General features: G+C 68.4%; 11 protein-coding genes. 8 read left to right on the forward strand and 3 right to left on the reverse strand.

What is annotated here, in order from left to right; all coding sequences use genetic code 11:
* Window positions 1-25 precede the first annotated feature (25 nt).
* From DESPIGER_RS07910 to DESPIGER_RS07930, 5 genes are all read left to right on the forward strand, one after another.
* Complete coding sequence (locus DESPIGER_RS07910; protein WP_072335280.1) at window positions 26-1,291, forward strand: phenylacetate--CoA ligase family protein; 1,266 nt, start codon at window positions 26-28, stop codon at window positions 1,289-1,291.
* An 84-nt stretch (window positions 1,292-1,375) separates the two neighbouring features.
* A complete protein-coding gene (locus DESPIGER_RS07915; protein ID WP_083575339.1) occupies window positions 1,376-1,771 on the forward strand; it encodes a hypothetical protein in 396 nt (131 codons plus the stop codon).
* A 278-nt stretch (window positions 1,772-2,049) separates the two neighbouring features.
* Window positions 2,050-2,406, forward strand: a complete 357-nt coding sequence (locus DESPIGER_RS07920; RefSeq protein ID WP_072335283.1) for an EF-hand domain-containing protein — start codon at window positions 2,050-2,052, stop codon at window positions 2,404-2,406.
* Between the two features lie 119 nt (window positions 2,407-2,525).
* Complete coding sequence (locus DESPIGER_RS13475; protein ID WP_419865636.1) at window positions 2,526-6,098, forward strand: YgiQ family radical SAM protein; 3,573 nt, start codon at window positions 2,526-2,528, stop codon at window positions 6,096-6,098.
* 140 nt (window positions 6,099-6,238) lie between these two features.
* The gene (locus tag DESPIGER_RS07930) at window positions 6,239-6,472 is read left to right on the forward strand and encodes a SlyX family protein (RefSeq protein ID WP_072335286.1); all 234 of its coding nucleotides are present in this window, start codon (window positions 6,239-6,241) and stop codon (window positions 6,470-6,472) included.
* Window positions 6,473-6,928: 456 nt separating this feature from the next.
* Here the strand turns inward: DESPIGER_RS07930 and DESPIGER_RS07935 are convergent, their stop codons facing one another.
* The 3 genes from DESPIGER_RS07935 to DESPIGER_RS07945 form a co-directional block, all read right to left on the reverse strand.
* On the reverse strand, window positions 6,929-8,146 hold the full coding sequence (locus DESPIGER_RS07935) for a hypothetical protein (RefSeq protein ID WP_072335289.1): 1,218 nt from the start codon (window positions 8,144-8,146) through the stop codon (window positions 6,929-6,931).
* 11 nt (window positions 8,147-8,157) lie between these two features.
* Entirely contained in the window at window positions 8,158-9,648 is a 1,491-nt protein-coding gene (locus DESPIGER_RS07940; RefSeq protein ID WP_072335292.1) for an MBOAT family O-acyltransferase, read from the reverse strand.
* Window positions 9,649-9,743: 95 nt separating this feature from the next.
* On the reverse strand, window positions 9,744-10,031 hold the full coding sequence (locus tag DESPIGER_RS07945) for an integration host factor subunit alpha (protein WP_072335293.1): 288 nt from the start codon (window positions 10,029-10,031) through the stop codon (window positions 9,744-9,746).
* 133 nt (window positions 10,032-10,164) lie between these two features.
* On the opposite strand from DESPIGER_RS07945, the gene DESPIGER_RS07950 reads away from it, so the two are divergent.
* From DESPIGER_RS07950 to DESPIGER_RS07960, 3 genes are all read left to right on the forward strand, one after another.
* The gene (locus DESPIGER_RS07950; protein ID WP_231927547.1) at window positions 10,165-11,286 is read left to right on the forward strand and encodes a radical SAM protein; all 1,122 of its coding nucleotides are present in this window, start codon (window positions 10,165-10,167) and stop codon (window positions 11,284-11,286) included.
* 53 nt (window positions 11,287-11,339) lie between these two features.
* On the forward strand, window positions 11,340-12,011 hold the full coding sequence (locus DESPIGER_RS07955) for a helix-turn-helix transcriptional regulator (RefSeq protein ID WP_072335296.1): 672 nt from the start codon (window positions 11,340-11,342) through the stop codon (window positions 12,009-12,011).
* Between the two features lie 176 nt (window positions 12,012-12,187).
* Window positions 12,188-13,597 (forward strand): L-serine ammonia-lyase, encoded by a 1,410-nt coding sequence (locus DESPIGER_RS07960; protein ID WP_072335299.1) that lies wholly within the window; start codon window positions 12,188-12,190, stop codon window positions 13,595-13,597.
* The last annotated feature ends 97 nt before the right edge of the window (window positions 13,598-13,694 follow it).

Below are 13,694 nucleotides of genomic sequence, written 5' to 3' on the forward strand. Positions count from 1 at the left end.
ATAAAATTCTACAAGGCGAGGCCGTATGACTCGTAAAGACCGTACCGAAGGCATCTACAGCCGCCGTGAAGTGCTCGACGAAAGCGAACGCCGTCAATATTGCCTGATCCAGCTCAAGGACCTGCTCTCCTACGCCTACCGCTACTCCGAAGACGTCAAGAAACGCTTCGACCGTGCGCAGTTCAACGTGGAGAAGTTCAAGACCCTGTCCGATATCAAGCACATCCCCATCCTCAAGAAAAAGGAACTCATCTTCCTGCAGTCCATGGGCCCGCGTCTGGGCGGCCTGCTGACCAAGGACATCGGGGACCTGAAGCGCATCTTCCTCTCCCCCGGACCCATCTTCGACCCCGAAGACCGCGGCGAAGACTACTGGGGCTACACCGAAGCCTTCTATTCCGTGGGCTTCCGTCCCGGTGATGCCGTGCAGAACACCTTCAACTATCAGCTGACCCCGGCCGGCCTGATGTTCGAAGAGCCCCTGCGCAACCTGGGCTGCGCGGTCATCCCCGCCGGTCCCACCGATGCCTCCACCCAGCTGGACATCATGCAGAAGCTGCGCGTCTCCGGCTATGTGGGCACGCCCAGCTTCCTCATGCACCTGGCCCAGAAGGCCGAGGAAAAGGGCCTGAACCTGCGCAAGGACCTCTTCCTCGAGGTGGCCTTCGTCACCGGTGAGCGCCTGTCCGAAAAGATGCGCTCCCAGATGGAAAAGAAGTACGACCTCATCATGCGCCAGGGCTACGGCACCGCCGACGTGGGCTGCATCGGCTACGAATGCTTCCACAAGACCGGCCTGCACATCGCCAACCGCTGCTATGTGGAGATCTGCCATCCCGATACCGGCATCCCGCTGAAGGACGGCGAAGTGGGCGAGATAGTGGTCACGGCCTTCAACAAGACCTATCCGCTCATCCGCCTGGCCACGGGCGACCTGTCGTACATCGACCGCAGCCCCTGCGCCTGCGGCCGTACCAGCCCGCGCCTGGGCAACATCGTGGGCCGCGTGGACACCACCGCCCGCATCATGGGCATGTTCGTCTACCCGCATCAGGTGGAACAGGTCATGAGCCGCTTCGAGGAAGTGAAGCGCTGGCAGATCGAAGTCACCAACCCCGGCGGCATCGACGAGATGACCCTGTTCATCGAGACCAGCGGCTTCAAGCGCGAGGAAGAGCTGCTCCACCAGTTCCGCGAAAAGATCAAGCTGCGTCCCGAGCTCAAGATCCTGGCGCCGGGCAGCCTGCCCCCGCAGATCCGTCCCATCGAGGACAAGCGTCACTGGGATTAAACCCGTCATGGAGGCCCGGCCCCTGCGCCGGGCCTTTTTGCTCTGTGACGGCCGCTCCCCGGCCGTCCCGCAAGGAGGCTCGTCATGGAAATGTCGCCGCAACTGGCCCGTCTGGTGGCCTGGCTGGAAAAGATGCACGCCCGCGTCATGCAGGCCGAACAGGCGGCCCGGGACGTCGTGGACGATACGCCCGCCTATACGGCCCGCATGCAGGAAAAGGCCCGCCTGCTGGCCTCGCTGGAAGAGGAGGGCGAGACCTATCTTGAGGGGCTGCCCGAACCGCTCCAGGATCAGGCCGGGCACCGTCTGCACCGTTTTTCGGCCAGCGCCCGCAATGCGCTGCGCATCGGCTCCATCTTCTACATGTCCGCCCTGCTCTATCCCGAAGACCACAAGCCCGGCCAGCCCGACGACCTGCAGGTCTTCATCCGGCGCCTGCGCGACGAGGGCGAGCACTACACCCTGCACCCGCAGGACTAGCGGACAGTTTTTCCGGGGGAAGGAGAGCCCTTGCCAACGCGGGAAGGGGCTCCTTCCCTCTGTCCCCATCCTCCCCCAACGCGCTTTGGCCGGCAGGATGATGATCCCGGCGGCGCTCCGGCCTTCCCCTGATGCCGGTCTCCCGGTGCGGCCCCGGAGGTCTCCCGACGGAAGATTTCGGGAAGAGCGCGGCAAGGCCGCCTTCTTCCCTCTGGTGAAGGCCTCCCGGTCATGGACGACCGGGGCGGCCACACCCTGAACCGACGCAAGGAGTTACCATGAACAAACGTATCCTGGGCGGCCTGCTCTGCGCCGCCATGCTCTGCGCCGCTCCCGCCCTGGCCATGCCCGGCATGGGTGAAGGCAAGGCCCCTGTGGACAAGTTCCCCATGATGGACGCCGACAAGAACGGCAGCGTCAGCAAGGAAGAATTCAAGAAGTTCTTCCCCCAGATGCAGGACGGCGCCTTTGCCGCCATCGACAAGAACAAGGACGGCGCCATCAGCCATGAGGAATGGCAGGGCTTCAGCAAGAGCCACGCCATGGGCCGCGCCGGGCATCCCGGCGCCCAGATGCCCCCGGCCGGCGAGGCCGCGCCCAAGACCATGCCGCTGGTCACGCCGCCTTCCAAGTAACCGTCAGGGGAGCGTCCCCGCGTCCCTGCCGGGCGCTCCCCCTTCCACGGCACCGCGGTGCCGCCCTTTTGACCTTTCATCCCCTCCATGTGGCGTCCCCAGGCCGCCAAAGGAAAACCATGCCCTTCTTCCCCAAGCCCCGGCGCCGACCCGCGCCCGCCGATACCGACATCAGCACCGCCGACGCCGCGCCCCGTCCTTTCCGTCCGCGTCCGGCCACCGGCACGCAGCCTGCCGACCGTCCCCGCTTCCAGCGCGGGGAACGCAACGAATCTTCTTTCCGGGACGGCCGTCCCCGCCGTGAAGACCGCCCCCGTGACGGACGCCGCCCTGCCGGGGACTTCCCGCGTGCCGGGCGTCCCGCGGACCGCCGCGATGCCCGCCCCGGCTCCCGGTCCCGCAACGAGGCGTTCCAGGACCCGTGGGTGGACGGCCAGCCCCGCTTCCTGCCCATGAGCCGCGCCGAGATGCAGGCCCTGGGCTGGAAGGAACTGGACGTGCTGCTGGTCAACGGCGACGCCTATGTGGACCACCCGGCCTTCGGGCCCGTGCTGCTGGGCCGCTGGCTGGTGGCCCACGGTTTCCGCGTGGGCATCGTGGCCCAGCCCCGCTGGCAGTCGCCCGACGACCTGCTGGTCATGGGCCGTCCCCGGCTTTTCGCGGGCGTCAGCGCGGGCGCGCTGGACTCCATGCTGGCCCACTACACGGCCTTCCGCAAAAAGCGCCACGATGATGCCTACACCCCCGGCGGCAAGGCCGGCGCGCGTCCCAACCGCGCCTGTCTGGTCTATGCCAACCTGGCCCGTCAGGCCTTCCCCGGCCTGCCGGTGATCCTGGGCGGCATCGAGGCCTCGCTGCGCCGCACCACCCATTACGATTTCTGGACCGACAGCCTGCGCCGCTCCATCCTGCTGGACGCCAAGGCCGACCTGCTCATCTACGGCATGGGCGAGCTGGCCATGCTGGAATGCGCCCGCCGTCTGGCCGAAGGCAAGAGCCTGCACGGCATCGACGGCACGGCCTGGCTGGCCAAAGTGGACGAGCACAACGTCCCCGTGGACCTGCCCGAAGAATGGCTCGACCTGCCGCGCATGCAGCTGCCCTCCCACGAGGCCGTGCAGGCCGAGGCCACGGAGCTGCTGCGCCTGACCCAGATGCTGGAGCAGCAGGTGCACCGCCAGAACGCCTGGGCCCAGCAGATGGTGGGCGACCGCGCCCTGGTGCTGGCGCCCCCGGCCCGGCCCCTGACCACGGAAGAGATGGACCAAATCTACGCGCTGCCCTACGCCCGCGCGGCCCATCCCCGCTACCGCGAGCCCATCCCTGCCGACGAGATGCTGCGCACCAGCATCACCAGCCATCGCGGCTGCGGCGGCGGCTGTTCCTTCTGCTCGCTGGCCCTGCACCAGGGGCGCCGCATCAGCTCCCGCAGCCAGGAGTCCATCCTGGCCGAGGCCCGCACGCTGGTGGCCCAGTCCCGTCGCGGCCAGGTGGCCATCTCCGACGTGGGCGGCCCCACTGCCAACATGTGGCAGGCCCACTGCGCCCTGGATGACGCCACGGCCGCCAGGGCGGAGCCCGGCGCGCGGCCTTCGTCCCGCTGCCGCCGCAGCAGCTGCTGTTACCCCACGGTCTGCAAGTCCTTCATCACTCCGCAGATGCAGCATGTGGGCCTGCTGCGCGAGGTGGCGGCCCTGCCCGGCGTGCGGCAGGTGCGCGTGGCCAGCGGCGTGCGCGCCGACCTGGCCCTCAACGATCCTGAGGCCCTGGCGGCCTATACCGGCGAATTCACCGGCGGCCAGCTCAAGGTGGCCCCGGAGCACTGCGCCGCCCGCGTGCTGGACCTGATGCGCAAGCCGGGCATGGAAGTCTTCGAGGCCTTCCTCCAGAGCTTCATGGAGCAGAGCCGTCGGGCCGGACGCGAGCAGTATGTGGTGCCCTACATGATGAGCGCCTTCCCCGGCTGTACGGACGAGGACATGCACGAGCTGGCCCGCTGGCTGCAACAGCGCCACTGGAGCCCGCAGCAGACCCAGTGTTTCATCCCCACGCCGGGCAGCATCGCCACGGCCATGTATTACTGCGGCCGCAACGAGGACGGGGAAGAGATCTATGTGGCCCGCAGCGATGCCGACCGCCTGCGCCAGCACCGCATCCTGATGCCCGATTTCGGCCGCATGCCCGAACGCGGCGGCCATGCCGATGCTGAGGATGCGGGCGAAGGCCACCGCCGCGAGCCCCGCCGGGAAAACACCACCGAGCGCTGGCGCGACGAGCGCCGCGGCGCTGACGGCCTGGCCCCCCGGCACGAGGGACGCCGCGCCTTCCGGGAAGACCGCACGCCGCCCTTCCCCCACTTCGATGACGAGCGGGACGAAGCCCCCCGCCGCGATGTCCGCCGTCCCGACCGCGACGGTTTCCGCAGGCCCGCCTTCCGGCAGGATGCCGACAAACCCTTCCGTCCCCGCCCCTTCCCCGAAGCCGCCCGTGACGCTGACGAGGCCCCGCAGGCCCGCCCGTCCTTCCGCAGGGACGGGCAGGACGAACGCCCCTTCCGTCCCCGTGCCGACCGTTTCGTGGACCGCGAGGGAGAAGAAGGGCAGCGTCCCTTCCGGCCGCGCCGCGATGACGAAGAACGGCCTTTCCACAAGGACGGCTTCCGTCCCCGGCGCTTTGACCATCGCGACGGCAGCGATGGGCAGGAGGCCTGGAAGCGCTCCCGTCCCTTCCCCCGCTTCGATGACGAGCGGGACGAGGCCCCCCGTCGCGATGTCCGCCGCCCCGACCGCGACGGTTTCCGCAAGCCCGGCTTCCGGCAGGATGCGGACAGGCCCTTCCGCCCGCGTCCCTTCCCCGGTGCCGCCCGTGACGCTGACGAGGCCCCGCAGGCCCGCCCCTCCTTCCGCAGGGACGGGCAGGACGAACGCCCCTTCCGTCCCCGTGCCGACCGTTTCGTGGACCGCGAGGGAGGAGAAGGGCAGCGTCCCTTCCGGCCGCGCCGCGATGACGAAGAACGGCCTTTCCACAAGGACGGCTTCCGTCCCCGGCGCTTCGACCATCGCGACGGCAGCGATGGGCAGGAGGCCTGGAGGCGCTCCCGTCCCTTCTCCCGCTTCGATGACGAGCGGGACGAGGCCCCCCGCCGCGATGTCCGCCGTCCCGACCGCGACGGTTTCCGCAAGCCCGCCTTCCGGCAGGATGCGGACAGGCCCTTCCGTCCCCGCCCCTTCCCCGACGCCGCCCGTGACGGTGACGAGGCCCCGCAGGCCCGCCCCTCCTTCCGCAGGGATGGTCAGGGCGAACGTCCCTTCCGTCCCCGTGGCGACCGTTTCATGAGCCGCGATGGGGAAGAGGGGCAGCGTCCCTTCCGCCCGCGTCGCGATGACGAGGGACGGTCTTTCCGCAAGGACGGTTTCCGTCCCCGGCGCTTCGACCATCACGACGGCAGCGAAGGACAGGGCGAACGGGAACGCCGTGCGCCTTTCCCCCGCTTCGATGACGGGCAGGGCGGCGCGCCCCGCCGCGATGTCCGCCGTCACGACCGCGACGGTTTCCGCAAGCCCGGCTTCCGGCAGGATGCCGACAAGCCCTTCCGCAAGAACACGTTCCGCAGGGACGGCAAGCCCGCCTTCGGCTCCCGCCGTCGGGACAGGGGCTTTGACGGCCCGGCGCTGAACGACGACGAAGAATGATAAAACGGGCGGTACCCGCAAGGGTATCGCCCGGAAACATACGGATGGACGCATGTCGCGCCACGGCCCCGCCGCCGCGGGCGTGCGCCGCACGCAGGGGCATCGGCCCGGCCACAGGCGCGGGACGCCGAGGAGAGCTCATGGATCAGGAAGAACGCATCATCCGGCTGGAAGAACTGGCCTATTTTCAGGAAGAACGCCTGCGCGAACTCAACGAGGCCCTGACGGCCCAGCAACAGCAGATCGACATGCTGGAACACCGCCTGGCCGAGACCATGGAGCTGGCCCGCAACCTGCGCGACCAGCTGGGGCAGACCGGCAACGGTGCCCCGGTCAACGATCTGCCGCCCCACTACATGCCCGAGCGTTACTGATCGGACCGGGCGACAGGCAGTTAAGCATATCTATGCGAGGGGGAGGGGGAAACCGTTTTGAAAAACGGTTTCCCCCTCCCCCTCGCGCTCCCCCGCTCCCTTCCCAAAACTTTTACAGGGGGCCATGACGGGCATCATGACCCCCTGGCCTGTGCCCGCCCGTCACGTCCCCCGGCGGCATGGGGAAAACAGCCGGCATGCGGTCGAACGGCATGAGCGGCGCCGGGACGGACAACGTCCCCTGTCATTCCTGACTACGAAAACGGTAAAAGCCGCGCCATGCCAGCGCGGCTTTTGCCGTTGCGATACAGGAAGATACGAACAAAGGGCCGCATGGCATACGGCCCCAAGCGCCCCCGCCGTCCCCCGGACCTTGCGCCCAGTGACAGGGCGGAGCAGTACGGCGCGGCCATTCGGCTCTTCCTCCGTATGTCTCCTGTCTGTCCTCCTGCGGCCCTAAAAGCGGGGCGTTGCCTCGCCGCGACGTTTCTTGGCGCAGTGCAGGCCCAGGAAATCCGCTTCGGGCAGGGCTGTCAGGCGTTCGTCAGGCACGGCTGCCAGACCGCGCCGGTCGCGCAGCACATGGCTCAGATACTCCCGATGCAGCGTATCCCGCAGCCAGGGCTGCCGGTCGCCCATGTCGCGCACCAGGCTGGCGCCGATGACGTCCCCGCCGTGCAGGCCGTCCATCATCTCGCAATCGCCGGAGCCGTAGACACGGGGATCCGAAAAATCCATGCTCTCCACGCCGCAGTCCAGCAGGCCCTGCCGCAGGGCGGACAGCCATCCGGCATCGCCGCCGTTCCTTTCGGCAAGGGCCCCCAGCACGGGCGTGGCCAGGGGCGGCAGGAAGACGATGGTGCGGATGCCGCGCGACCGCAGGCGGCAGCAGATCTCGGCAAAGGCCTCCAGACGCGCCCTGTCCGGCGCAAGGCTCCCGGCCCAGATGCCGCTGCCGCTTGCCAGCCCGCGCAGCGTGCGGGCAAAGGCATGGTCCGGCGCAGGCAGGCGGCCATCCAGCACCGCGCCCTCATAGAGCGAGCCGTCCGGCCCGTACCCCGTATCACGGAGCTGTGCCTCCAGCCCGTAACGGTCGGCACGCAGACGGCCTTGCAGGGGGGCCGGCATGTCCGCCGGGGCGATGCGCCCCTGCGCCAGCCAGAGCCAGGGGGCCCGCAGGGTGGACGCATCCAGCAGGGAGGGCCGCACGGCCTGCCCGGGACGCCCGGCCGGGGAACCTTCCGTCAGCCACCAGAAGTCCAGGCCCAGCAGCACGACCTTGGGCCTGTGGACGGCCAGCATCCTGTCCACCAGCAGGCGCAGGCTCTCCAGATCCGTGGCGGCCCCGGCCATGTTCACGAAGGGGCGCTCGAAAAAGGCTGCGCGCACGTTCCCCGCCCGCGACGAGCCCAGCACCACCACTTCCGGCCTCACGGCCGCATACAGGGCCAGCTTGTAGGCCATGATGTCCTGCGGCAGGCCCGGCCCGAACAGGACGAATTCCCCCTGCGCCTGCCGGGCCACGACCTCGTCCTGATCCAGCTCGCCGCTGGCCGTCAGCCAGCAGACGGCCCAGGGGACCAGCAGCAGCCCCGCCAGCAGGGCCAGGATCACCAGGGAAAGGAAGAAACGTTTCAGCCAGCCGTCAGGGGCCGGATGCACTGTCTCGGACATGGGGGCCTCCGTCAAAAGCGGAAAGAAAGGAAGGCATGGCCCTGCATCAGCAGCAGGGAGGCCAGCGCCGGCAGGGCCAGGGCCACGGCCCAGGGCAGGGTGGGCTGCCAGTGCAGCCGGGGGCGGCTGCCGTCGGCGCGGCCCAGCATCACATGCTGGCTGCAGGGCAGGGCCCAGACGATGACGGCGCAGACGGCCAGCAGCGGCAGCAGCAGCCGGGGCTCCAGCAGACCGCCGGGCAGCAGGGCCTCCAGCCCCTGTTGCAGGGGCAGGGGGTGGCCGTCGCTCCAGAGGAACATGCTCTGCCAGACATGCAGGGCCGTGCCCGTGTCCCCGGCGCGGAACAGCACCCAGGCCGCGGTCAGGCACAGGAAGGTCACCAGCACGCACAGGGCCCGCAGGGGCGGCAGGGCCAGCACGCGTTCGGCCAGGCTGCCGCGCAGCAGGTGCCGGAAGGCGTGGTTGACCAGCAGGAGCAGGCCGTGCAGGGCCCCCCAGAGGAGGAAGGTCAGCCCGGCCCCGTGCCAGACGCCGCAGACCAGCATGGTCAGCAGCAGGTTGGCGTACTGCCGCACCCGGCCGTGACGGCTGCCGCCCAGGGGCAGGTACAGGCAGTCATGCAGCCAGCGGCCCAGGGTCATGTGCCAGCGCCGCCAGAAGTCCACGATGCCCGTGGCCCTGTAGGGCGCGGCAAAATTCTCCGGCAGGCGCAGGCCCAGCATGAGGGCGGCCCCCACGGCCATGTCCGTATAGCCGGAAAAATCGAAATAGATCTGGAAAGTATAGCTCAGGGCCCCCAGCCAGGCCTCGGCCGTGCTCAGGGGCAGGCCCTGGGCGGCGGCATGGAACACGGCGTCCGCCGCCGGGGCCAGGCTGTCGGCCAGCAGCACCTTCTTGGCCAGGCCCAGCACCAGCAGGCCCAGGCCCCGCGCCAGATCGTCGGCCCGCGGCATGTCCAGGGCATCGAACTGCGGGCCCGTCTCCTCGTAGCGGACCAGCGGGCCGGACAGGGCATAGGGGAAACAGGTGGTGAACAGGGCCTGCCGCACGATGCCCCCGGGCCGGATGCGGCGCTGGTAGACGCCCAGCAGCCAGGCCAGCTGGATGAGCACGGCAAAGGAGAAGCCCGCGGGCATGGCCGCGGGCGCCAGGACGGGCAGGACGTCCTGCCACTGGGCCAGCCAGGCCGACAGGGCCGGCAGGTGGCGGAAACGGCTCCAGACCAGCACATTGAGCAGCACGGCCAGGAGCAGCAGGCCACGACGGCCCAGACGGCGACGGCGGTGCCCCTCATCGGCCAGCAGCAGGCCGAACAGATAGTTGACCGCGCTCAGGCCCAGCAGGAGCAGCAGGGCCTCCAGGCCCTGACAGGCCCCAAAGAGCAGCGAGGCCCCCAGCAGGAGCACGGACAGCCTGCTTTTGTCTTCTCCGGCAGCCAGTTTCCAGAGCCAGACGAGGACGGGCAGGAAGAGGAACAGGAAGGGGAAGGAAGGGAACAGCATAAAACAAATCTCCCGGCGCGGCACATCTCAAGACGGCCACCCCGGGAGAGAACGAGGAGACTGATACGTTGGATCGTCCCGAATGCCGCGCGATCTCAGGAATTGAGTTCGGCTCTGAACTTGCGGGACAGACGGAAGACGACGACCTTGCGCGGCGGCAGCGTGATGGCTTCATCCGTCTGCGGATTGCGGCCCTTGCGCGATGCCTTGTCGTAGGCCTCAAACTTGCCGAACCCACTGATCAGAAGAGCATTGTCCTTTTTGATGGCGTTCTTCATGATCTCCAGCAGTTTTTCGACCACATTCTTCACGTCAACCCGATTTTTGTCTGTACTCTCGTAGATCCGCTCGACGATGTCAGCTTTGGTCAATGTTTTCTTCATGTCCAATCCTTATGCCACAGGCACGCTTCACATATGCACAACTTTTTTGTAGGATATACTTAACTTGCATTTCCGGCAAGATTTTTGTCTCCGCGTGAAGCCTGCCAAGCCTTGCTACTGCTCGCTTTCTGCCATGTCTCGTGTTTCGCTTACTTTTTTGTGGGAGATTCCTGCAAGGACAGTCCCGGTCTTCAGCGTTTTCATCCCTTTTTTCGGCTGTCCCCGCCGCTGCGTCTTCTGTTCCCAGCATGACCAGACGGGCCAGCAGGCCGTCCCCCTGGACGAGATACTGGCCCGCGCGGCCGCCGGTCTGCGCTCCCGGCGGACACAGGGCAGGCCGCCGGCGGAGCTGGCCTTTTACGGCGGCACCTTCACGGCCCTGGCCCCCCGCGATCTGGACGCCTGCCTGGACATGGCCGACAGCCTCCGCCGTGACGGCTGCATCACCCGTTTCCGCTGCTCCACCCGCCCCGACTGCCTGGATGCGGCCCTGCTGGCGCGCCTGCGCCGCCACGGCTGCCGCACGGTGGAACTGGGCATCCAGAGCTTTTCCGACACGGCCCTGCAGGCCGCCGAACGCCACTACAGCGGCAGGCAGGCCGCCGGGGCCTGCCGTCTGGTGCGGGACGCGGGCCTGGCCCTGGGCGTGCAGCTGCTGCCCGGCATGCCGGGCCATGAGCCGGAAGACTTTTTGGCCGATGTGCGCCGCGCCCTGGCCCTGGGGGCGGACATGCTGCGCTTCTATCCCTGCCTGGTGCTGGCGGGCACGGAACTGGCCCGCCGCTGGCAGCAGGGCCTCTATACGCCCTGGCCCCTGCCGCTCACCCTCTCCCTGCTGGCGCGCGGCTGGCTGGACGCCCGTCGTGCCGGGGTGCCCGTCATCCGCATGGGCCTTGCCCCCGAACCCGGCATGGAGGCGGCCCTGCTGGCCGGGCCCGCCGACAGGAACCTGGGCGGGCGCGTGCTGGGCCGGGCCCTGTGGCTGCATGTCTGCGCCTGCCTGCTGCGGGCGCGGGGGGAGGAGGCGGCCCGCAGCGAAGTACGGGCCGCGGCCCTGCTGGACGCCCTGCTGGCGGACGGGGAAGTCCCCGGCGGGCTGCCCCGGGCACGGGCCCTGTACCTGCCGCGCGCCTGCCAGGGGTTCTTCCGCGGGCCGGGCGACGAGCTGGGCAGGGCCTGGGCGGCCCTGGGCATCACGCGCCGCGCCCTTGTCTGGACGGCAGGACAGGCCGCCTGCCTGCATCTTGATGCCTGATCCGCTTTTTCCTCCAACCTGCGGCCCAGCCCGCATCCCACCACGAGGTGACCATGTCCGCCGCCCCTTCCGGGTCCCTGCCGCCACTCACCGATGAAGAACGCGCCATCTTTGCCAATGCCGTCCGGCAGGCCCGCATGCTGCAACGGACCCTGGGGCCGCTGTGCGAGGTCGCCATCCATGATTTCCGCGACCTCGACCACTCCCTCGTCCATCTGGAAGGCAGCCTCACCGGGCGCAAGCTGGGCGCGCCCATCACCAACATCGTGGTCAAGGCCTGGCGCCAGCAGGGCGATGCCGTGGCGGACCTCGTGGGCTATCCCTCGTCCACGCCGGGCGGCAAATCCCTCAAGTCCTCCACCTCGTTCCTGCGCAGGGCCGACGGCCGCGTCATCGGCGCCTTCTGCATGAACGTCGACCTTTCCGACCTGCTGCACTTCCAGGCCGTGCTGCATCCCCTGCTGCATGTGGACCCGCTGGAACGCGACGTGAGCGAGACCTTTGCCGCCTGCACCGGCGATACCAGCCTTGCCATCCTTGAGGCGGCCATCCGGCGCGCCGGCAAGCACCCCTCCCTCATGAACCGCGAGGAAAAAAAGGACTTCATCCGCATCCTCGACGAGGAAGGCGCCTTCCTCATCAAGGGCGTGGTGCAGCATGTGGCCAAGGAGATGCAGGTCTCCATCTACACGGTCTATAATTACATGCGCCAATTAAAAAAATAGTGATTATCTTTACTATTTAAAATATTTTTTAAATTAAAAAATATTGACACATCCCCGGACTCAAGGCACAAGGGGATGTGCTGCAATGGGGCGCCCTTCTGTTTCTCCCTCTCCTTCCCCGGCGCGCTCCGCGTCCGCCCCACGCCAGGCACAGCCATCCCACACAAGGAGACACCATGACTCCCACGACGCACAAGCCCCTGACGCCCCTGCACGTCCGGCCGGCCATCGAGACCTCGCTCTTCGACTTTTTCAAGATCGGCCCCGGCCCCTCCAGCTCCCATACCATCGGCCCCATGCGCGCCGGGCATGACTTCGTCCTGCGCTGTGACGCCCTCGACCCCGACCTGGTACGCCGCGCCGCCCGCATCCATGTGGTGCTGCTGGGCTCGCTGAGCGCCACGGGCATGGGCCACGGCACCAATACCGCCGTGCTGGCGGGCCTGCTGCGCACCAGCCCCGAGACCTGTCCCGCGGGCCTGCTGGACACACTGGGCCGCGACGCGGACGCCCGGCACGAGCTGCGCATCCACGACGTCCCCTTGCAGGTGGGCCTTGCCGACATCGAGCACGGCCCCATCATCCACGACGCCCCCTACAGCAACACCCTGCGCGTCAGCCTGGAGGATGCCGGCGGCCGGGCCCTGTTCAGCATGGAATACTATTCCGTGGGCGGCGGCTTCATCCAGTGGAAGGGCTGGACCCCGCCCGAACGCGGCAAGCCCGTGCATCCCTACGGCACCATGCGCCAGCTGCGCGAACAGCTGGCCAGGACAGGCCTGACCCTGCACGAACTGATCCTGGACAACGAGAGCGCCATCACCGGCATGTCCCGCCCGGACATCTTCCAGAACCTGGAACAGATCATGGAATCCATGTACGCCAGCGTGCGCCGCGGCCTTGAGGCCGAAGGCCGGCTGCCCGGCACCCTGGGCGTGTGGCGCAAGGGCCACACCCTGCTGGAACGCGCCCGCGAGATGCCCCTGGCCGTGGACCGCTTCCTGGGCCAGGTCAACGCCTATGCCTTTGCCGTGGCCGAGGAGAACGCCTCGGGCGGCGTCATCGTCACCGCGCCCACCTGCGGGGCCGCGGGCGTCATGCCCGCCCTGCTCTACGCCATGCGCTACAACATGAACATCGGTGACCGGGCCCTGCGCGAAGGCGTGCTGGCCTCGGCGGCCGTGGGCTTCCTGGCCAAGCACAACGCCGGTATCGCCGGTGCCGAGGTGGGCTGTCAGGGCGAAGTGGGCGTGGCCTCCAGCATGGCCGCCGCCATGCTGGCCCATGCGCGCGGCTATGCCGTGGATGTGGTGGAGAACGCCGCCGAAGTGGCCCTGGAACACCACCTGGGCCTCACCTGCGACCCCGTGGGCGGCTATGTGCAGATCCCCTGCATCGAGCGCAACGCCGTGGGCGCCATCAAGGCCTACAATGCCTGCCTGCTGGCCACCTGCGAAAAGGCCTCGCAGCACATGGTCAGCCTGGACGCCGTCATCATGGCCATGAACGAGACCGGCCGCGAGATGAACGCCAAATTCAAGGAAACCAGCGAAGGCGGCCTGGCCGTCAGCCTGGTGGAATGCTGACCGGGAGCCGCGCGCTCCCCCGGGGCCGTCTTCGTCCATCCGATGAAGGCGGCCCCTTCCGTCCCCGGACAGGAACAGGAAGGGCACCCGCCGCTGC

It is taken from the genome of Desulfovibrio piger (assembly GCF_900116045.1).
GTDB classification, from domain to species: Bacteria; Desulfobacterota; Desulfovibrionia; order Desulfovibrionales; family Desulfovibrionaceae; genus Desulfovibrio; species Desulfovibrio piger_A.